At 72.8% G+C, this 19,895-nt stretch carries 14 protein-coding genes and 1 pseudogene; 8 read left to right on the plus strand and 7 right to left on the minus strand.

The features are described 5' to 3' along the window. Positions 1 to 7: 7 nt before the first annotated feature. The 3 genes and pseudogenes from ACGFIB_RS34440 to ACGFIB_RS34450 form a co-directional block, all read right to left on the minus strand. Positions 8 to 1,621: a glycoside hydrolase family 13 protein gene (locus ACGFIB_RS34440; protein WP_393377657.1), complete on the minus strand. Its 1,614-nt coding sequence runs from the start codon at positions 1,619 to 1,621 to the stop codon at positions 8 to 10. Between the two features lie 26 nt (positions 1,622 to 1,647). Continuing rightward, positions 1,648 to 1,917, minus strand: a complete 270-nt coding sequence (locus ACGFIB_RS34445) for a hypothetical protein (RefSeq protein ID WP_357264243.1) — start codon at positions 1,915 to 1,917, stop codon at positions 1,648 to 1,650. A 37-nt stretch (positions 1,918 to 1,954) separates the two neighbouring features. Beyond that, positions 1,955 to 2,257 (minus strand): annotated as a pseudogene (locus ACGFIB_RS34450) (extracellular solute-binding protein); the annotation flags it as partial. Positions 2,258 to 2,571: 314 nt separating this feature from the next. Here ACGFIB_RS34450 and ACGFIB_RS34455 point away from each other — a divergent pair. Further along, positions 2,572 to 3,846 carry an ABC transporter ATP-binding protein gene (locus tag ACGFIB_RS34455; RefSeq protein ID WP_393377516.1) on the plus strand — a complete coding sequence of 425 codons (1,275 nt, stop codon included), beginning with the start codon at positions 2,572 to 2,574 and terminating at the stop codon, positions 3,844 to 3,846. Between the two features lie 18 nt (positions 3,847 to 3,864). Here the strand turns inward: ACGFIB_RS34455 and ACGFIB_RS34460 are convergent, their stop codons facing one another. Beyond that, positions 3,865 to 4,509: an ACT domain-containing protein gene (locus ACGFIB_RS34460; protein WP_229689858.1), complete on the minus strand. Its 645-nt coding sequence runs from the start codon at positions 4,507 to 4,509 to the stop codon at positions 3,865 to 3,867. A 202-nt stretch (positions 4,510 to 4,711) separates the two neighbouring features. Here ACGFIB_RS34460 and pulA point away from each other — a divergent pair, with 202 nt between their 5' ends. From pulA to ACGFIB_RS34485, 5 genes are all read left to right on the plus strand, one after another. Further along, on the plus strand, positions 4,712 to 7,372 hold the full coding sequence (gene pulA / locus ACGFIB_RS34465; RefSeq protein WP_393377519.1) for a pullulanase-type alpha-1,6-glucosidase: 2,661 nt from the start codon (positions 4,712 to 4,714) through the stop codon (positions 7,370 to 7,372). 136 nt (positions 7,373 to 7,508) lie between these two features. After that, positions 7,509 to 8,945: a sensor histidine kinase gene (locus ACGFIB_RS34470; RefSeq protein ID WP_393377521.1), complete on the plus strand. Its 1,437-nt coding sequence runs from the start codon at positions 7,509 to 7,511 to the stop codon at positions 8,943 to 8,945. Between the two features lie 124 nt (positions 8,946 to 9,069). Continuing rightward, positions 9,070 to 11,160, plus strand: coding sequence for an N-acetylneuraminate synthase family protein (locus tag ACGFIB_RS34475; protein ID WP_393377523.1), 2,091 nt, complete (start codon positions 9,070 to 9,072; stop codon positions 11,158 to 11,160). Next, complete coding sequence (locus tag ACGFIB_RS34480) at positions 11,157 to 12,122, plus strand: glycosyltransferase family 2 protein (RefSeq protein ID WP_357030752.1); 966 nt, start codon at positions 11,157 to 11,159, stop codon at positions 12,120 to 12,122. The genes ACGFIB_RS34475 and ACGFIB_RS34480 overlap by 4 nt, the downstream gene beginning before the upstream one ends. Continuing rightward, positions 12,115 to 13,383 carry a polysialyltransferase family glycosyltransferase gene (locus ACGFIB_RS34485; RefSeq protein ID WP_393377526.1) on the plus strand — a complete coding sequence of 423 codons (1,269 nt, stop codon included), beginning with the start codon at positions 12,115 to 12,117 and terminating at the stop codon, positions 13,381 to 13,383. Before ACGFIB_RS34480 ends, ACGFIB_RS34485 begins: the two co-directional genes overlap by 8 nt. Before the next feature lie 6 nt (positions 13,384 to 13,389). Here ACGFIB_RS34485 and ACGFIB_RS34490 read toward each other — a convergent pair whose 3' ends face one another. Continuing rightward, positions 13,390 to 13,971 (minus strand): XRE family transcriptional regulator, encoded by a 582-nt coding sequence (locus ACGFIB_RS34490; protein ID WP_357247533.1) that lies wholly within the window; start codon positions 13,969 to 13,971, stop codon positions 13,390 to 13,392. A gap of 63 nt (positions 13,972 to 14,034) precedes the next feature. Between ACGFIB_RS34490 and ACGFIB_RS34495 the strand changes: the two genes are divergently transcribed. Then, positions 14,035 to 15,258: a benzoate/H(+) symporter BenE family transporter gene (locus tag ACGFIB_RS34495; RefSeq protein ID WP_357247531.1), complete on the plus strand. Its 1,224-nt coding sequence runs from the start codon at positions 14,035 to 14,037 to the stop codon at positions 15,256 to 15,258. A 7-nt stretch (positions 15,259 to 15,265) separates the two neighbouring features. On the opposite strand, the gene ACGFIB_RS34500 is transcribed toward ACGFIB_RS34495, so the two are convergent. Both ACGFIB_RS34500 and ACGFIB_RS34505 read right to left on the minus strand, forming a co-directional pair. Then, positions 15,266 to 16,744 (minus strand): class I adenylate-forming enzyme family protein, encoded by a 1,479-nt coding sequence (locus ACGFIB_RS34500; protein ID WP_393377529.1) that lies wholly within the window; start codon positions 16,742 to 16,744, stop codon positions 15,266 to 15,268. Beyond that, on the minus strand, positions 16,734 to 18,287 hold the full coding sequence (locus ACGFIB_RS34505; RefSeq protein WP_393377532.1) for an NAD(P)-binding domain-containing protein: 1,554 nt from the start codon (positions 18,285 to 18,287) through the stop codon (positions 16,734 to 16,736). The genes ACGFIB_RS34500 and ACGFIB_RS34505 overlap by 11 nt, the downstream gene beginning before the upstream one ends. Before the next feature lie 62 nt (positions 18,288 to 18,349). Here ACGFIB_RS34505 and ACGFIB_RS34510 point away from each other — a divergent pair, with 62 nt between their 5' ends. Beyond that, positions 18,350 to 19,840, plus strand: coding sequence for an aromatic amino acid ammonia-lyase (locus ACGFIB_RS34510; RefSeq protein WP_393377535.1), 1,491 nt, complete (start codon positions 18,350 to 18,352; stop codon positions 19,838 to 19,840). The last annotated feature ends 55 nt before the right edge of the window (positions 19,841 to 19,895 follow it).

Here is a 19,895-nt window from a genome sequence, read left to right on the forward strand (position 1 = left end):
CGTCACTTTAGACATCTCTCGCGGACCACCAGGTGGCGGAATCGGGAGCGAGGCGGACGACGTCGCCGGCGGTTTCCGGTCCTCCGCTGGCCAGCAGCAGGTCGCCCGGCATCTCCATCTCCACCCACTCGGGCGTCATGTTGAGCACGCAGACGAACGCGTCGCCGCGGCGGAACGCGAGCGTCCCGGCCGGGCTGCCGGTCCAGGTCAGGGTGCCGTCGCCCAGCTCCGGCCGCTTCCGCCTCAGGGTGAGGGCGGTCCGGTAGAGGCTGAGCATCGACGCGCCGTCCCGCAGCTGGGCCTCCACCGACAGGTCGCGCCAGTCGGCCGGCATCGGCAGCCAGCTCTCGTAGATTCCCGGCGGGGCGAAGCCGTACGGCGGCTCGCCCGCGACGGTCCACGGGAGCGGCACCCGGCAGCCGTCGCGCCCGCTGTCGGGGTCGCGCAGCCGCTGCGGGTCCTGCAGGTACCGCTCGGGCAGGTCGAGCACCTCGGGCAGCCCCAGCTCCTCGCCCTGGTAGACGTAGGCCGAACCGGGCAGCGCCAGCATGAGCAGCGCCGCCGCCCGCGCCCTGCGCAGGCCCCGCTCGCCGCCGCCGTAGCGGGTGACGTGCCGCTTGACGTCGTGGTTGGACAGCACCCAGGTCGGGGGCGCGCCCACCAGCGCCGACGTGCGCACCGACTCGTCGATGACCTCCCGGAAGAGCGCCGCGTCCCAGGGCGTCTTGAGGAAGTGGAAGTTGAACGCCTGGTGCAGCTCGTCGGGGCGGACGTAGTTGGCCAGCCGCTCGGGCGAGGGCGCCCACGCCTCGGCCACCCCGATCCGCTCGCCCTCGTAGGAGTCGAGGATGCGGCGCCACGTCCGGTGGATCTCGTGCACGCCGTCCTGGTCGAAGAACGGCACGACCTGCGCGCCGATCATCTCGGCCTGGCCCGAGGCCCCGACGTCGGGCAGGCCCGGCGCCTTGACCATGCCGTGCGCCACGTCGATCCGGAAGCCGTCCACGCCGAGGTCGAGCCAGAACCGCAGCACGTCGGCGAACTCCTCGTGCACCTCCGGGTGCTCCCAGTTGAGGTCCGGCTGCTCGCTCGCGAACAGGTGCAGGTACCACTGGCCGTCCTCGACCCGCGTCCAGGCGGGCCCGCCGAAGATCGACTCCCAGTCGTTGGGCGGCAGCTCGCCCGCCGCGCCCTTGCCCTCCCGGAAGACGTAGCGCTCCCGGGCGGGGCCGCCCGGCCCGGCCCGCAGCGCCGCCTCGAACCAGGGGTGGCGGTCGGAGGTGTGGTTGGGCACCACGTCCACGATGACCCGCAGGCCCAGCCGGTGGGCGTCCGCGATCAGCGCCTGGGCGTCCGCCAGCGAGCCGAAGAGCGGATCGACGTCGCGGTAGTCGGCCACGTCGTATCCGAAGTCGGCCATCGGCGAGGGGTAGAACGGCGTCAGCCAGATCGCGTCCACGCCCAGGTCGGCCAGGTACCGCAGGCGGCTGCGCACGCCGAGCAGGTCGCCGATCCCGTCGCCGTTGCCGTCCGCGAAGCTGCGGACGTACACCTGGTAGATCACCGCGTCGCGCCACCACCTGGTCGTGACCGCGGACGGCTGGACGGCGAGTTCGGTCATTGGGATCCCCCGATTCTCATATGAGGTCACGCCTTCGTCGCGCCGGCCGTCAGGCCGGTGACGAGGTGGCGCCGGACGAGCAGGAAGACGGCGGCCGCCGGGATGGCGATCAGCACCGACGAGGCCGTGAGCAGGCCCCACTCCGCCTTGTGCCGGCCGACGAACCGGCTCAGGCCGACCGCGAGCGTGTACGTGTCGTCGCCCGTCACGACCGCGGTCGCGTACGCGACCTCCGCCCAGGCGGTGATGAACGAGGAGAACGCGGCCAGGCCGGGCGAAGTCGCCGCCCTCGCCACAGATGAACGGAAGCAGGAAGTAGGCGTCCACGTTCAGGGCGAGGCCGCCCGCTCCGGTCTTCGACCTGACGTCGAGCGCCGCCTTCTTGAGGTCGGCCATCGTCACCGGAGGCTCGTCGTAGCCCGCTTTCTTCAGTAGTTCCTTGTTGTACAGGAGCGCGAAGGTGTGCGTCACCTGCGGCACGCCGTATGACCTGCCGTTGTACGTGCCGCCGAACGGCGCGAGACAGCCGAGCCAGGCGAACGGCACGTTGACATCGCCGACCTTGATCCTCGGGTGTTCGGCCGCGAAGTCCGCGAGCGCCGCGGCCACCGCCGCGGACGTGAGGAGTCGCCTCATCGGCGTCGCGCTCCTTGCTCAGGGGGGATTTGAGCGGAACGTAACAGGGGTGCGAACGGGATGAAAGGCCTTTCAGAAACTTTCCGTAATTTCGTTACATTTGACGCCCCAGAAAGGGGCGTGGGGAGGTCATGGCGCGACCCTGACAGCCGCCTTTAGCAAGGGGAAAGTTCCCAGTAACGAGAAGTTGCACGTAGATGCCGGATCTTTCACGACACGTATGGACACGAGTGCCTACGACGCGATGTACTACCTCATCATTCACACCGAAGGCTGGGGATCCGGGCGTGCCTGCCCGGGAGGAACGAGCGCGCATGAGCACCGTCGTCCTCGACAACGTGACGAAGATTTACCCGGGGGGGTACCTCGCGGTTGACCGTATGAACCTGCGCGCGGAAGAGGGTGAACTCCTCGTCCTGCTCGGGCCGTCGGGCTGCGGGAAGTCCACACTGCTACGCATGATCGCGGGCCTGGAGGAGATCACCTCCGGCGACCTGTGGCTGGGCGGGCAGCTCGCCAACAACCTCGCGCCCCGGGACCGGGACGTCGCGATGGTCTTCCAGAACGGCGCCCTGTATCCCCACCGGACGGTACGCGGCAACCTGTCGTTCCCGCTGGAGATCGCCAAGGCGGACCCCACGATGGTCAAGCAGCGGGTCGTCGAGCTGTCGCGCGCGCTGCACATCGACGAGACGCTCGACCGGCGGCCGGGCACGCTGTCCGGCGGCCAGCGTCAGCGCGTCGCGATGGGCCGCGCGATCGTGCGCCAGCCCTCCCTGTTCCTGATGGACGAGCCGCTGTCCAACCTGGACGCCGGCATGCGCACCGAACTGCGCATGGAGATCTCGTCGCTGGTGCGCGCCCTCGGCGTCACCACCATCTACGTGACGCACGACCAGGTCGAGGCCCTCACCCTGGCCGACCGCATCGCCATCATGAACCGGGGCGTGCTGCAGGACATCGGCACACCGGCGCAGGTCTACAACGACCCCGCGACCGCGTTCACCGCCGCGTTCCTGAACTCCCAGCAGCTCAACCTGCTCGCGGCGACCGTGCGCACCCCGCAGAACCAGTTCATCATGCTGGACTTCGGCCCTCATCAGATCACCATGCCCTGGACCGATCCACGGGCGTACGCGGTGTCGCAGCACACCGGCACGCAGATCATCGTGGGGATCCGGCCGGACGGGCTCGTGCCGGTGCCGGAGCGGACGGAGGGCCCGACGTTCTTCGGCCGGGTCAGGACGCTGGAGTATCACGGTCACGAGTGGCTCGCCTACCTGGAGGCCGGGATCCCGGCCGTCAACGTGCCCGAACCGCCGGACCGCCGCCAGCTGAACGGCAGCGGAGGCGGCGGCAAGGCCCGGTCGATGATGCGCCGCCTGCTGAACGGATCGGCCCCCGCGGAGGAGGAGGAGCCGCAGCCGGCCCTCGCGCAGTCGGGCACGCACCGCCGCGCGGACCTGATCGTCAGGCTCGGCAACCGGCCCGTATGGCGCGCGGGCGACGCCGGCCGGGTCGCCGTCGACGTCTCCCGGCTCATGCTGTTCACCATGGACGGCACCCGCATCGACCCGCCGCGCCGGTAGGCCGGTCCGGCAGGACGGTCACGCGGTACGGCTGACGCCACCGGCCAGCACGGAGACGATCCCCACCAGGCGGACGATCTTGTCCAGCTCCGCCCGGTGGAACGCCGGCCCCTGGGAACGCGCCACCACCAGGTGCACACCGTCCATCGGCACGCTCGTCAGGTGCAGCCCGCCCTCCTCGAACGCCGAGGCGCGCAGCGGGGTGAGGTCGGCCGCGGGCACGCTCTCGGGGGCCTGCCAGCTTCCGTGGACGATCGTGCCGTCGGCCGAGTCGACCGCCACCGCCCACTCGGCGCTGACCAGGTCGGGCACCGCGTCGACGAGGGTGACGTACGCCCGGTCGGGGTCGGCGGCGACGTGCCGGAGCAGGTCGTAGTCGGGGGTCGATCCGGGCGCCTCCCGCGTCGGCCACACGGCCTCCACCCGCGTGCCGGGCACCACGCCGATGCGCTCGCGCAGCTCGCCGGGCTCGAAGACGCCCGACCAGGAGACGGTGAAGTCGTCGACCGCACGGCCCGCCTGCCGCTCCAGCACGGTGACCTGCAGGATGTCCGCGCCCATCACCCCGAAAGCGCGGGCCACCTGGCCGAGCACCCCGGGCCGGTCGGGGAGCGAGACCCGCAGCCGCAGCAGCATCCCCACCACCTCCTTCTCGTGCGACACCAACAGTGTCGGACACACGTTTCGCGCCCGTTACGGCGGTGGGTCGCGAAATGGCGGCAACCTTTCTGGAAGTTGCGGCAAAGCCTTGCACGAGCCGGCGAGGCCGGCGGCCGCACCGGCGTGCCCCGAGGGGCACCCCGCTCACCGTACAAGGTCGTCAGTTCTCAGCGTGACCGGCCACGATGTGTGGAAACTGTCAGGTGTGGACGGAAACCTGCCGCCGCAGCCCGCGGCCACCGGAGCGGACGCCGGCCTGTCCAGGGCCACGGCCCAGTGGATCGACCGCGACACCGTCGCCTGGAAGGGCGCGGTCACCGCGGCGAACCACTACGCGCTGGCCTACTCGCCCCGGGGTGACATCGGCTACGACAAGGGCGACCTGACCGGGGACGTCCGTCTCATCCGCCTGACGCCTGCCCCCGACGGGCCCGGACGGCTCAGCGACGCCCAGAAGGCCGCCTGGCCGCACCTCGCGTCTCCCGGCGGGGCGTACGGCGCGCTGACGGTGGACCGGCGCGACACCGGCCTCGTCCGCGACGCGCTGCGCGGCCAGGTCGTGGCGATCGAGCGCGGGCCGTCGGGCGCGCTGCTGACCGCCACGGGCGTGCAGATCCCCGGCGTGCTCGACGACCTGTACTCCGGGGCCGCGACGGTCCCGCTCGGCCCCACCGGCGGCGGCGGACTCGCGGTGTGGGCGCCGACCGCGCGGCAGGTCGAGCTGGCCCTCTACGACGGCCCGTCCACCGATCGCAGGACGGTCCACCGGATGCGCAGGGACGACGCGACGGGCGTGTGGTCGGCCGACGGCCCGGAGTCGTGGCGGGGCAGGCACTACACCTACCTCGTCACCGTCTACGCTCCGGCCGCCGGGAAGATCGTGACCAACGAGGTGACCGACCCCTACAGCCTGTCGGTCTCGGCGGGCTCGGGGCGCAGCCAGATCGTCGACCTGGACGACCCGTCGCTGCGGCCCCAAGGGTGGACGGCGCTGAAGAAGCCCCCGGCGGTGCGCCAGGACCAGGCGACGATCTACGAACTGCACGTGCGCGACTTCTCGGCCTCCGACGCCACCGTGCCGGCCGCCGAGCGCGGCACGTACAAGGCGTTCACCCAGACCGGCAGCGCCGGGATGACCGAGCTGCGGAGGCTGGCTGAGGACGGGCTGACCCACGTCCACCTGCTGCCGGTCTTCGACTTCGCCACCGTGCCCGACCGGAAGGCCGATCGCACCGAGCCCCGCTGCGACCTGGCCGCGCTGCCGCCGGACTCCGACCGGCAGCAGGCGTGCATCGCGGAGACCGCCGCGAAGGACTCGTTCAACTGGGGCTACGATCCCCTGCACCACACCGCGCCCGAGGGCTCGTACGCGACCGACCCGGACCGGAGGATCAAGGAGTTCCGCGAGATGGTCGCGGGGCTGAACGGCGCGGGCCTGCGGGTGGTCATGGACGTCGTCTACAACCACACCCACGCCGCCGGGCAGGAGCCCACCAGCGTGCTCGACCGCGTCGTCCCCGGCTACTACCACCGGCTCATGGACGACGGCACGGTGGCCGCCTCCACCTGCTGCGCGAACACCGCCCCGGAGCACGCGATGATGGGCCGGCTCGTCGTCGACTCGATCGTCACGTGGGCGAGGGAGTACAAGGTCGACGGGTTCCGGTTCGACCTGATGGGCCACCACCCCAAGGCGAACATCCTGGCCGTGCGCGAGGCCCTCGACGCGCTCACGCCCGGGAAGGACGGCGTGGACGGCAAGTCGATCATTCTGTACGGCGAGGGCTGGAACTTCGGCGAGGTGGCCGACGGCGCCCGGTTCGAGCAGGCCACCCAGGCGAACATGGCGGGCACCGGGATCGGCACCTTCAGCGACCGGCTGCGCGACGCGGTGCGCGGCGGCTCGCCGTTCGACGCGGACCCGGGCGTCCGGGGCTTCGGCTCCGGCCTGGGCGACGAGCCCGGCGACCGGCTCGCGCACCACGAGGACCTGGTGAAGCTCGGACTGGCGGGCAACCTGCGCGACTTCACCTTCACGGGGTCGTCCGGCACGCCCGTGAAGGGGTCGGAGGTCGGCTACAACGGCGGCCCCGCCGGGTACGCCGCCGCGCCCGGCGACACGGTGACCTACGTGGACGCCCACGACAACGAGACGCTGTTCGACGCGCTCGCCTTCAAGCTGCCGAAGGACACCCCGATGGCCGACCGGGTCAGGATGCAGTCGCTGTCGCTGGCGACGGTCCTGCTCGGGCAGGGCACCGCGTTCGTCCACGCCGGCAGCGAGCGGCTGCGGTCCAAGTCGCTCGACCGCAACTCCTACGACTCGGGCGACTGGTTCAACCGCCTGCTGTGGGACTGCCGCCCCGAAGGGCCCGAATCAGCACAGGGGAACGGTTTCGGCGGCGGCCTGCCGCCCGCGAAGGACAACGAGGCCCGCTGGCCGTACGCGCGGCCCCTGCTGGCCGACCCCGCGCTGCGGCCCGGCTGCGCGGCGATCGGAGCGGCCCGGGCGAGGTTCGGCGAGCTCCTGCGCATCCGCCGCTCCTCCCCCGCCTTCTCGCTGGGCTCCGCCGCGGAGATCGGCAGGCGGGTCTCCTTCCCGCCGTCCGGCGCCCCCGGCGTGATCGTCATGCGCATCGACGCCACCGGCGTCGATCCCGAGAACCAGGCGATCTACGTGGTGTTCAACGCCACCGGGAAGACCGCCGCACCTGCCGTTCCCGCGCTGAAGGGCGCCCGTGTCGCGCTCCACCCCGTGCAGGCGGCGTCGGACGACCCGGTGGTCCGGCAGGCGTCGGCGGATCCGGCGACCGGCACGCTGGCCGTGCCCGCCCGCACGGTCGCGGTGTTCACTCAAACACCATGAGGACGCCGCAGGGGGAGGCCGCCGGGCCACGGGACCCCGCGTCCGGTTGCACGCATTACCAGGATTTGGGGAAATTTGGGGTGAGCTTTTCGATGGTGCGAGTTTCCCTAAGGATGACCATAAGTAGCCTCGGGTAATGCTCCTCCCCTGGTGCTCCCCTTCACTGCGGGCCCGGCTGGCGCTCCTCGCCACCGGGACGGCGGCGATCCTGCTGATCCCGCTCGCGCTCGTGGTGCACGTGCTCATATGCGACATGGTCGCGGACCGCATCTGGGACCGGAGCCTGGACACCGCCACCCACATCGCCGAGCAGATTCGCGACGGGCACCTGCGCAACCCCATATCGACCGGCGGGAACGACATCAACCTGATCGAGGTGGCGGGACCGGACGGCCGGATCATCGCCGAGAGCACGGCGGCCAAGAGCGTGCCCCGCCTGAGCCCGTTACGCCCTGCCCCCGACCGCGAGGTCACCCAGACGACGGTCTGCTCGCCCTCCGGGCGCGACTGCCTCTACGTCACGGTGCTGCGGCTCTCCCCGGAGTCCGGCTCCTACTCCGTCTACGCGGGCCGGGCGGCCCCGGCGATCTTCGGCATGTCCGTCACCCTGCCGGCGCTGCTCCTGGCCGCACTGCTGCTCGCCGCGCTCGCGGGCTGGACGGCCTACAACGTGACGGGCCGCGCGCTGCGGCCGGTGGAGGCGATCCGGTCGGAACTCGCCGAGATCTCCGAGAGGAACCCCGGCGGCCGGGTGCCCGAGCCGCCCGGCGACGACGAGTTCTCCCGGCTGGCTCAGGCGGCCAACGACGCGCTGTCCCGGCTGGACACCTCGATCCAGCGGCAGCGGCAGTTCGCCGCCGACGCCTCGCACGAACTGCTCACCCCCATCGCCGGGATCCGGGCCCAGTTGGAGAGCGCGCGGCTGCATCCCGAGGACACCTGCGAGGCGCTCTGCGCCGCGCTGCGCGACACCGAGCGCCTGGAGGCGATCGTCGCCGACCTGCTCCTGCTCGCGCGGGTCCTCACGGTTCCCGAGGCCGCCAGGGAGGAGGTCGACCTGTCCCATCTGGTCGTCGACGAGGTGGAGCGGCGGTCGGCGCAGCTGCCGACCCACCTCCACAGCACCCCGGGGGTGACGGTCAGGGCCACGCGCCGCCACCTCGCCCGAGTGGTGGCGAACCTGCTCGACAACGCCGAGCGGCACGCGCTGTCGGTGGTCTGCGTGCGGGTCGAGCGCACCGAGGACGCGGCCGTCCTGTACGTGCGCAACGACGGCAGTCCGATCCCCGAGGTGGACCGCGAGCGGATCTTCGAGCGGTTCTACCGTACCGACGCGGCGCGCAGCCGCGACCGGGGCGGCACGGGCCTCGGCCTGGCCATCGCCCGCGAGGTGGTGGAGGCCCACGGCGGCTCCATCAGGGTCGAGGACGTCAAGGACGGCGACCCCGGGGTGCGGTTCGTGATCTCGCTGCCGCTGGCCCCGGGCGCCGTGGGCGCTCCCGCCCCCAACGGCGACCACCCGTCGGGCGACCACCCGTGCGGCGACCGCCCGTCCGGCGACACCCAAAGTTAAGGACCGCGCCCCGGGTCGTTCAGCCCAGTAACCCCCAACGGGAGAACCTGCTGGCTAGTTTTCGGGACACCCCGGCCCCCATGGGTCACACGGGTTCCCGATGTCGCAGGTAGAGGAGTCACTCGTGCGAGTGCTGGCCGTCGTCCCCGCCCGTGGAGGGTCGGTGGGAGTCCCGCTGAAGAACCTCGAGAAGGTGGGCGGCGTCCCGCTCGTCGCCCGGGCGGTGGACGCCTGTCTGCGTGCCGAACTGGTGGACGAGGTGGTCGTCAGCACCGACGACGACCGCATCGCCGAGGTGGCCGAGGCCGCGGGCGCCCGGGTCGTGCGCCGGCCCGCCGAGCTCAGCGGATCGACCGCCTCCAGCGAGTCGGCCGTGCTGCACGCCCTGTCCGAGCTCCCCTCGGAGCTCTCCGGCGAGATCTCCGGCGAGGCGCCCGAGATCGTCGTGCTCGTCCAGTGCACCAGCGCGTTCCTCGACCCCCGCGACCTCGACGCCGCCGTCGCGAAGGTGCTGGACGGCGAGGCCGACTCGGTCTTCTCCGGCACCGAGACCTACGAGTTCGTGTGGACCGGCGCCGGCCACGGGGTGAACCACGACCCGGCCGTGCGCCCGCGCCGCCAGGACCGCGAGCCCCACTACCGCGAGACCGGCGCGTTCTACGTCATGCGTACGGAGGGCCTGCGCGAGCGCGGCCACCGCTTCTTCGGCAGGGTCGCGGTCCAGCCGGTGCCCGCCCGGCACGCGGTCGAGATCGACACCGCCGAGGACCTGGAGATCGCCCGGGCGCTCGCGCCGTTCGTGGACGAGCCGCTGCCGATCGACGTGGACGCCGTCGTCACCGACTTCGACGGCGTGCACACCGACGACCGCGCCTTCGTCGACTCCGACGGCCGGGAGATGGTCGCGGTCAGCCGCTCCGACGGGATGGGGATCGCGCTGCTGCGCCGGGCCGGGGTCAAGGTGCTCGTGCTGTCGACCGAGCGCAACCCGGTCGTCGCCGCCCGCGCCGCCAAGCTCGGCGTGCCGGTGGTGCAGGGCCTCGGCGCCAAGGACGTCGCGCTGCGCGAGTGGCTGGCCGCCGAGGGCCTGGCTCCCGAGCGGGTGGCGTACGTGGGCAACGACGTCAACGACCTGTCCTGCATGGCGATCGCCGGCTGGCCGGTCGCGGTGCCCGACGCCCACCCCCGGGTGCGCGCCGCCGCCCGCGTCGTGCTGTCGGCCCCCGGAGGCGCCGGAGCCGTGCGCGAGCTGTCCGACCGGGTGCTCGCGGCCCGCCCGGCCACCGCGCTGGAGACCGTCGCCGCCCCCGCCCCCGTCGCCGCGCCCCGTCACCTCGGGCAGCCGCGGCCGGTGCGGATCGGCCGGTCGCTGGTCGGTCCCGGGCAGCCCGTGTACGTGATCGGCGAGATCGGCATCAACCACAACGGCGACGTCGACATCGCCCGCAAGCTGATCGACGTGGCCGCCGACGCCGGTTGCCAGGCCGTCAAGTTCCAGAAGCGCACCCCGGAGATCTGCGTGCCGCTGGAGCAGCGCGACCAGATCCGGCAGACGCCGTGGGGCCAGATGACCTACATGGAGTACAAGATCCGGACCGAGTTCGGCGCGGACGAGTACGCCCACATCGCCAAGTACTGCGAGGAGCGCGGCGTCGACTGGTTCGCCTCGCCCTGGGACGTGCCGTCGGTGGAGTTCCTCGAGGACATGGACGTCGTCGCGCACAAGGTGGCCTCGGCCTCGGTGACCGACCATGAGCTGCTGCGCGCGCTGGCCGCCACGCGCAAGCCGGTCATCCTGTCCACCGGCATGTCGACGATCGAGGAGATCGACGCGGCTGTGGAGATCCTCGGCACCGAGCGCCTGGTGATGATGCACGCCACCTCGACCTACCCGCTCCCGCCGGAGGAGGCCAACCTCCGCATGATCACCACGCTCGGGCAGCGGTACGGCGTGCCGGTCGGCTACTCGGGGCACGAGCGCGGGCTGCAGATCTCGCTCGCCGCCGTGACACTGGGCGCGGTGACCGTCGAGCGGCACATCACCCTCGACCGGGCGATGTGGGGCTCCGACCACGCCGCCTCGCTGGAGCCCACCGGCCTGGAGCACCTGGTTCGCGACATCCGCATCATCGAGACCGCACTCGGTGACGGCGTCAAGCGCGTCTACCCGGGCGAGGAGGCCCCCCGGGCCCGCCTGCGCCGGGCCACCGCGTGATCACTCTGTCCGTGGTCGTGCCGGTCCGGGACGGCGAGGCGTACCTCGGGGACGCGCTCACGTCGCTGGCGCGCAACCGGACGCGCGAGTTCGAGACCGAGGTCGTCGTCGTGGACGACGGCTCGGCGGACGCGACGCCGGAGGTCGTGGAGGACTTCCGGCGCGACCTGCCGGGGCTCACGGTCGTCCGCAACCCGGTGCCGCTGGGACTGGCCGGCGCCCGCAACACCGGGCTGAAGCTGGCCGCCGGCCGGTACGTCACCTTCCTCGACGCCGACGACTGGCTCGCGCCCGGCTACCTGCCCCGCCTCGTCGCCGCCATCGACGGGCTCGGATGCGATTTCGTGCGCGTGGACCACGTCCAGGTCGAGGGCCGCAGGCGGGAGACGCACCGGGCGCCGCAGCCGCGCCGCGGCGTCGTGCTGGACCCGCGCGACGGCATCCTGCCGGCCGGCTTCAAGACGATGGTCGACTACCCCTACGCCTGGGCGGGGATCTACCGGCGCGAGCTGGACGACCTGCTGACCTTCCCCGCCGGGCTGCACACCGCCGAGGACCGCCCGTGGATCTGGCGGCTGCACCGCCTGGCCCGGTCCTACGCCGTGGTCTCCCTCGCCGGGGTGTTCTACCGGCGGGGGCTCGCGGCCTCGCTCACCCGGATCGGCGACGAGCGGCAGCTCCACTTCTTCGACGCCTACGACATCGTGCTGGACGAGGCCGAGCCGCGCTACCTGCCCAAGGCGGCCCGCAACCTGTGCGCGCTGCTCGCCCACCACGTGGAGCTGGCCGGCCGGTTCACCCCGGCCGTACGCGCCCGGTTCGACGAGCGGGCGCGGGCGGCGCTCGCCCGGCTGCCCCACGAGGCGCTGACCGAGGCGATCGGCGGCCTGGAGCCCGAGCGGGCAGCTCTGCTCGACCCTTATCTACCGGGCTCCCACCTGGCGGGAGGGCCGCGTGCCTGACTCGACCCTGTTCTACGCCTCCACGCTGTTCGGCGCGATGACGCTCGCGGCGGCGATCGACGAGGGGCGGTTCCGCGACGGCGGCCGGGTCCTCCTGGTGTCGAACAACGCGGCGATCCCGGAGGTCACCCCGGCGCTGGACGAGGCGCCGGGGTTCGCCGCGCTGCGCGACCGGTTCGACCGCGTCCTGTCCTGGAACGAGATCATCACGCCGCTGCACCCGTCGGACTGGAAGCCCCGCTCGATCGAGACGCCCATGCTCGGCCGTCTGCTGCGCGACCTGATCGGCGAGCCGGACGAGCTGGTCCTGGAGTCGATCGCGGTGTCCCCGTCGCGCACGCTCGCCGGCCTGGTCAAGGACTGCCCGATCACCGTCTACTCCGACGGCCTCATGAGCTACGGACCGACCCGGGACCCGCTCCCCCAGGAGATCGCCGGGCGGATCACCCGGCTGCTCCACCTCGACCTCGTCCCGGGCCTGGCGCCCCTGCTCCTGGCCGAGCACGGGGTGCCGGCCGAGGCCCTGGCGGACACGTCGTTCGCGAGCGTGGTGAGCCGGGTCGCGCAGGCGGCCGCGGCGACGCCCCGCGCCGAGGCGGTCGTCCTCGGCCAGTACCTGTCCGCGCTCGGCCTGGTCACCGCCGCCGAGGAGGCCGCGCTGCACGAGCGCATGCTGCGCGGCGTCGCGGCGCGCGGCCACCGGACCGTGCTGTTCAAGCCGCACCCCGCCGCCGGGCGGCGGCACGCCCGCGAGCTGCGGCCGGTCGCCGCGGAGCTCGGGGTCGACCTCCTCGTGGCCCCCGAGACGACGCCCGCCGAGGCGTGCTTCGCCGCGCACCGCCCCGAGCTGGTCGCCGGGTGCTTCTCCACCGCGCTGGTGACCGCGCGGCGGCTGTTCGGCCTGCCGGTCACGACCACCGGCGCCGATCTCGTGCTCGAACGGCTCACGCCGTACGAGAACAGCAACCGGATCCCGGCGACGATCGTGGACGCCACGCTGCCCCGGCTGGAGGCCGACGGCACGGTCACCGAGCCGCCCGCCGCCGACCTCACCGCCCTGGTCGCCGCCGTGGGTTACTGCATGCGGAGCACGGCCCACCCCGGCCTGCGCGAGACCGCGGCGGCGTACGTGGGCGCGCACGGACCGGCGCGCTACTTCAAGAAGCGCAGGCTGGAGTCGCTCGGCCTGATCGATCCTCCGCCTCCGCCTGCCCCGCCCGAGCAGCCGGCCTCACGCCTGCGCCGCCTGCTCAACCGCTGACGCTCGCTACTCGGCCGGCCCGCCGGCGGCCGGACGGTCATGGGGGGTGCGGATGAGGAGGATCGCGTGCGCCTCCTCGCCGCCGAGGGCCGCGTAGACATGGGGGACGTCCGCGGCCCACGAGACGTGCTCCCCCGGGCCCGCGGTCAGCGGCGCGGCGGCGGGGCCCGTCCTGATCGTCCCCCCGACGACCGAGAGGTGCTCGGTGACCCCGGGCGGATGCGCGGGCGAGGTCTGCTCGACCCCGGCGAGGATCCGCAGGCGCAACATCTCGTAGGTCGCGCCCGGCTCCCTGAACACCTCCAGCAGGGTGGACAGGACGGCCGTGCCCCGCACCGGCGAGGCGTCGCCGGCCGGGGCGCCGGGGTCCAGTGTCAGCGCGCTCATCGGGACCGACAACGCGGCCGCGATCGCGTACATCGTCTCCAGCGTGGGGTTGCGCGTTCCGTGCTCCAGCCCGGACACGGTGGCCTTGCCGACGCCGGCCCTGCGCGCGAGCTCCGACAGCGACAGCCCGCGTGCCTCCCGCAGCCCGCGCAGTCGCCGCCCGATAGCCGGGTCGAACCGGCTTGTCCCATCTGTACCCACCTGGCTATGGTGTCACCTGAAATCGTTCCGTAAACGGAACGGTCGTGTTCCCGGGGAGGGACGATGCGGATCCTGCAGCCGGTGCTCACCGGTCTGGTCAGTGCGGTCGTCGGCTACGCCAGCGCGTTCGCGATCGTCCTCGCGGGCCTGCGGGCGGTCGGGGCCGACTCCCGGCAGGCGGCCTCCGGACTGCTCGCGCTGTGCGCCGGCATCGCGATCGCCGCCGCCGTCCTCTCCGTCCGCTATCGGATGCCCATCGCGATCGCGTGGTCCACTCCGGGCGCCGCGCTGCTCGTCGCGACCGGCCACGTGGCCGGCGGCTACCCGGCGGCGGTCGGGGCCTTCGCCGTGTGCGGGGTCCTGACCGTGCTCGCCGGGATCGTCCCGTGGCTGGCCCGCGGCGTCGCCGCGATCCCCGGCCCGATCGCGGCGGCCATGCTCGCCGGAGTTCTGGTCCCGCTGTGCACCGCCCCGCTCCACGCGATGGCCGAGGTCCCGCTGCTGGCGGGGCCGGTCACGCTGACCTGGGCCGTGCTGATGCGCTACGCCCGGCGGTGGGCGATCGCCGGGGCGCTGGCCGCGGCCGTGGCCGGCCTCGCGATCAGCGGCACCGCGTTCCCGGCCGCGTCCCTGCGCCCCGACCCGGTGTTCACGATGCCCGCCGTGACCCTGCCGGCCCTCGTCGGCATCGCGCTGCCGCTGTTCCTGGTGACCATGGCGGGACAGAACGTGCCCGGGGCGGCCGTTCTGTCGACCTACGGCTACTCCGTGCCGCTGCGCGGCGCACTGGTGACGACGGGGCTCGTCAGCACGGCCGCCGCGCCGTTCGGCGGGCACGCCGTCAACCTCGCGGCCATCACCGCCGCCCTGACCGCCGGGCCCGACGCCCACCCCGACCCGGCCCGCCGCTGGATCGCCACCCTGGCCCTCGGCGCCGGGCAGCTCGCGCTGGGGCTGGGCGCCGCCTTCGCCACCGCGCTCGTCGTGGCCTCACCGCCGGTCCTGGTCACCGCCGTGGCCGGGCTCGCGCTCCTCCCGGCGCTCGCCTCCTCACTCGCCGGCGCCTTCACCGGGCCGGACCTGCGGGAGGCGGCAGCGGTCACCTTCGTCGTCACCGCCTCGGCGACGTCCATCGCGGGCATCGGATCGGCCTTCTGGGGCCTGATCGCCGGATCGCTCGCGCTCCTGCTCACCCGGCGCCGCGCGGCGTCGCGACCACCCGAGCCGCCGGTGCCGCCGGCCGAACCGGCCCCGCACGCGCAAACCGTGCCGGCCCGCTCGACCTAGGCGGCCGTCAAGGAGCGCTGTTCCCGGCTCGGGGTATCGCGATCGTCAGAAGGCGCTTGTCCGGTTTGCCGTTCGGCGTCAGCGGCACCTCGTCGAGGACGGTGATGGTCGCCGGAACGCACTCGTCGCCGAGCCGCTCGCCGACCAGCCGGCGCAGCGAGTCAAGGCCGGGGGTCCGGCCCGCCACCGGCACCACGAACGCGTGCACCGCCTCGCCGGTGTCCTCGTCCGGGGCAGCGACCACGTACGCCTCCGCGACGTCGGGGGAAGCAGCCAGGACCCGCTCGATCGGGCCGGCGTAGTAGAGGTTGGCGTTGACGATGACGACGTCCCGTGTCCGCCCCGCCAGGTACAGTCGTCCGTCTTCGTCGAAGTGGCCCAGGTCGCGGGTGCGCACCCATCCGTCGACGAACACCTCGGCGGTCTCCGCCGGGTCGGCCCAGTATCCGGCGGCCTGGGCGGGCGTACGGACGTACAGCTCGCCGTCGGCACCGGGCGGGACGGGCCGGCCGGCCGCGTCCCGGATTTCGACGTCGACGACGTCGGGCGGGAACCCGACCGACGGGGGGACGTCTTGCGGCGTGGCCATGGAGATCGTGCCGGTCTCGGTCTGCCCATAGCCGTGGAACACGACCGGGCCGAGCACGTCGAAGGCTTCGCGCAGCCGGGACGCCTCCAGCGGCGACCCGGACACCATGAGCGCCCGGAGGCTGCTCAGGTCCGCCGGGTCGGTGCGCTGGGCGGCGACGAGTTTGTACAGGCGGGGCACGGTGATGACGCTGGCGGTCGCCCGATACCTGGTGATCGCTTCGGGGAGCGCGGGCGGGTCGGCGACGACCATGGTCCCGCCCGCGGCGAGCGTGAGCACGCCGTACTCCATCATCACCTGACTGCTCAGCGACCCGAACACCAGGTAGCGCCGCAGCCGGGAGGCCAGTTCGCGGATGGCGGGCGGCCACGCCGCCGGGCGGGCCGTCCACGCGGCGTTCATGGCGGCGTAGGTCTGTGCGCAGGCCTTGGGGGTGCCGGTGCTGCCGCTGGTGTAGACGAGCCGGGCGACGTCCTCCGGCCGGCCGGACAGGCGCAGCGGACCGTCCTCGTCACGTGCGGCCAGCAGCTCGGAGACGGTCAGCGTGCGCCGCGCGTGTTCCGGACCGGTGGCCGCGTCGGTCACGACCGCGGCGATGTCCTGGTGGAGCACGTGGCGCAACTGGTGGTAGGGCAGTCCGGGCCGCACGCCGACGGCCCGGGCTCCCACGACATAGGCGGCGATCGTCGCGGCGAACGCCTCCGGGGTGACGCCGAGCACCAGGGCGAGGCCGTCTCCGGGCCCGACGGCCGCGGCGCGCAGCCCGGCCGCGATCCGCCGGACAAGGCCGAGCATCCGCGCGCCGGTGACGACGCGGGCGCCGTGCTCGAAGACGGGCCGGTCCCCGGCCGCGGCCAGGAGGTCCAGAACGGCACGCGGGTACGGCTCAGCCGGCATCGGCGAGGCACTCCTTGACGAAGACAGCCAGTGGCTGCTGGTGCACCTCCGACAGGTTCCACTCGTTCTCCAGGTTCTCCGCGAGGTGGTGGACGCCGGCCGGCGCGCCGTCCCGGTAGTGCCGCACCACCGGGTGCAGGTAGCTCGCGTCATGGGCGTGGGCCGCGTCGTTCTCGGCGACCCTCGGGATCGAGATGTCGAAGGGGTCGACGGCGTCGTGGTGCGGGCCGTACTCCAGGGTGACGACGAACCTGTGCGGGGAGTGGCCGAGGCCGCCGTCCGCCACGTACGCCACCGGGACCTCCTCCTGGTACAGCGCGGTCGCTCCGGCCACGCTGACGACGTCGCCGAGCACGCCGAACTGCTGCCACAGCGCCGAGGAGCGGTTGACCCGGGCGATGATCGCGTCGGCGATCGCGTCGGCGGTGGGCTCGACCTGCCCGGCCGGCCAGGTCCCGCCGTGGTAACGGGTGGTCAGGATCCGGTAGAGCGCGCGCACCCCGTACCGGAAACCGTGGATGAACCCGCTGGTGGCCTTCTTGAAGTCGCGTTGCTGAGTGAGCGTGCCGGTGAAGTAGAGATCAGGCACGTTGACGGACTCGTACGCCGGCGTCTGCTCGGGGAAACGATCGTCGATGACCAGCGCGGGCCGGCACCCGTCGTCGAAGATAGAGGCGTCGAACCGGAAGCCGGTGCACACGATCACCCGGTCGTAGAACAGCTCGCGCAGCGCCTCCACGGTGCGGGCATAGCGGAACATCACCCGGTAGCCGCCGTCGGCACGGCGCTCGATGCTCTCCACCGTGCCGTCGAGCACCGAGTTCTGGGACTTCAGCTGGTAGCTGTCGAGGAAGTTGTTGTTCACCGCCCGCAGGTGCCCGACGTAATGCGACTGCCAGGCCATCCTGACGGAGTGCGGCCCGGCGACGTGGATGACCGCGGCCTGGGCCATGAGCGCGTCGGCGGTCTCGAACCCCGAGTTGCCCTTGCCGATCACCAGGACCCGCTGGTCGGCGAAGGACCGCGGATCGGTCTCGAACGTGTCGTAGCGTTCGGCGAGTTCGATGCCCGGGATCGGCGGGACGTGGAGCTGGGAGACTCCGGTGGCCACGACCAGCCGCCGCCCCCGCCACGAGCGCCCGCCGCGGTCGGTGGCGGTGAACCCGTTGTCGTCCCGGCCGATCCGGAAGACGTCGACGCCGTAGTGCGCCCGGACGCCGGTCGCCGCCGCGTAGTCGGACAGGTAACGCACGAATTCGTCGGCCTGCGGGAAGTACTCCTCGCTGTAGCGGGTGAACAGCAGGCCGGGATCGTCGCTCAGCAGCGAGTTCCAGTCCATCCGCAGCCGCAGCTCCGGGTCGTCGTACCCCGTGTGCACCTTGTTGATGGAGATCAGCCGGCGGTGCCGCGGGAACCGGGTGAAGAAGGTGCCCGGGCCGGCTCCGCGCTCCAGGACGACATAGTCGTGACCGCCGTGTTCGAGCTCTGCGGCGAGCTGCAGCCCGGCCGGTCCGGCCCCGATGATCAGGTAGTCATGCGCCATGAGCCGGAAGCTACGGACGAATTCTCATAGGATTCTGAGAATCGGCTGCCTACAGTCCGGACATGCCCGCCGTCGAAGGCACCATCGACCTCAGCTCTCCGCTGCGCTCAGCCGACCTGCGCCGCGCCGCGGCACCGGTGTCCGTCGTGGTCGACGCGTCCGTCCGCGACCGCGTCGAGCGCGGCCGTGGCTTCCTCCGCGACGTGCGGGAGGAGGAACGCCCGGTCTACGGCGCGACCACCGGATTCGGCGCCCTCGTCGGGTTCGCCGGCCGGGAGGAGGAAGCCGACCAGTGTGACAACACCCTGGCCCACCTCGGCGCCGGCCAGGGGCCGGATCTGGCCCATGACGTGAGCCGGGCCGCGATCCTCGTGCGTACGTGGTCGCTCGCCCAAGGGGCGTCGGGAGTTTCCGCACACGTGGTCGACGGGCTCGCCGCGATGTTCACGACGACGTTCGTCCCGGCGCTCCCCCGCTACGGTTCGGTCGGCGCGAGCGGGGACCTGATCCCGCTCGCCTACGCCGCCCAGGCACTGCGTGGCCGGGGACAGGCGTATCTCGGCGGTTCGCGGATGCCCGCGGCCGAGGCGCTGCGCCATGCCGGGCTGACCCCGTTGACGCTCGACGGCCGGGACGCCCTCGCGCTCGTCAACGGCACCTCCCTCACCATGGCCGCGACCGCCCTGGCCCTGGACAGCGTCCGGTCCTCGCACCGCGCGCTGCAGGGGCTCACCTGCCTGCTGGTCGATCTGCTCGGCTGCGACCCGGGCTTCCTCCACCCGCGCCTGCTCGGCGCCTACGGCCATCCGGGCGCGATCGATGTCGCCGACGGCATGCGCAAGACCCTTGCCGGGACCCTCCCGGCCGGCACGCGTCCGCTGCAGGAGCCGTACAGCATCCGCTGTTCCCCGCAACTGCTGGGCGCCGCCGAGGACGCCCTCCGCTACGTCGACGGTGTCGTCGCGGCCGACCTGTCCAGCGTCAGCGACAACCCGCTGTTCTTCCCCGACGACGACCTGGTGGTGCACGGCGGCAACTTCTTCGGGCAGCCCGCCGCGTTCGCCGCCGATGTCCTGGCGATGGTCACCGCTCAGCTCGGCAACCTCGCCGAGCGGCAACTCGACCTCCTCGTCGACCCGGCCCGCAACGGCGGCCTGCCCCCCATGCTCGCCGCCGGACCCGGCCGCCAGCACGGGATGCAGGGGGTGCAGCTCGCCACGACCGCGTTCGTCGCCGAGATCCGCCGCGCCGCCGTGCCGGCCAGTGTGCAGAGCCTGCCGACCAACCTGCACAACCAGGACGTGGTGCCGTTCGGCACCCAGGCCGCCCTGCGTGCCTACGACATGGCCGGACTGCTGCGGTTGCTCTGCGGGTCGCTGGCGGTGGGGTTGCGGCAGGCCGCGCACGTCGGCGCCCGCCGCCCCACGGCTTCGGGCTGCGCGGCGCTCCTCGACACCCTGGTCGAGGCGATCCCCGCAGTCGATCCCGACCGCGCCCTGGACGCCGATGTCCGCAGGGCCGCCGAGCTGCTCACTGCGACGCTCCCTCGGTGAGAAACAGCCCGCTTCAGCGTCGGTTGGGCTGGGTTTCGTCACTCCCCGGGCGGCT

The sequence above is a fragment of the Microbispora bryophytorum genome (genome assembly GCF_043197435.1).
Classification (GTDB): Bacteria; Actinomycetota; Actinomycetes; order Streptosporangiales; family Streptosporangiaceae; genus Microbispora; species Microbispora bryophytorum.

Bases quoted from the DNA above. Each gene is read 5' to 3' on its own strand.
- ACGFIB_RS34440 (WP_393377657.1), bottom strand. From the start codon at position 1,621: ATGACCGAACTCGCCGTCCAGCCGTCCGCGGTCACGACCAGGTGGTGG.
- ACGFIB_RS34455 (WP_393377516.1), top strand. From the start codon at position 2,572: ATGAGCACCGTCGTCCTCGACAACGTGACGAAGATTTACCCGGGGGGG.
- ACGFIB_RS34470 (WP_393377521.1), top strand. From the start codon at position 7,509: ATGCTCCTCCCCTGGTGCTCCCCTTCACTGCGGGCCCGGCTGGCGCTC.
- ACGFIB_RS34495 (WP_357247531.1), top strand. From the start codon at position 14,035: ATGCGGATCCTGCAGCCGGTGCTCACCGGTCTGGTCAGTGCGGTCGTC.
- ACGFIB_RS34500 (WP_393377529.1), bottom strand. From the start codon at position 16,744: ATGCCGGCTGAGCCGTACCCGCGTGCCGTTCTGGACCTCCTGGCCGCG.
- ACGFIB_RS34505 (WP_393377532.1), bottom strand. From the start codon at position 18,287: ATGGCGCATGACTACCTGATCATCGGGGCCGGACCGGCCGGGCTGCAG.
- ACGFIB_RS34510 (WP_393377535.1), top strand. From the start codon at position 18,350: ATGCCCGCCGTCGAAGGCACCATCGACCTCAGCTCTCCGCTGCGCTCA.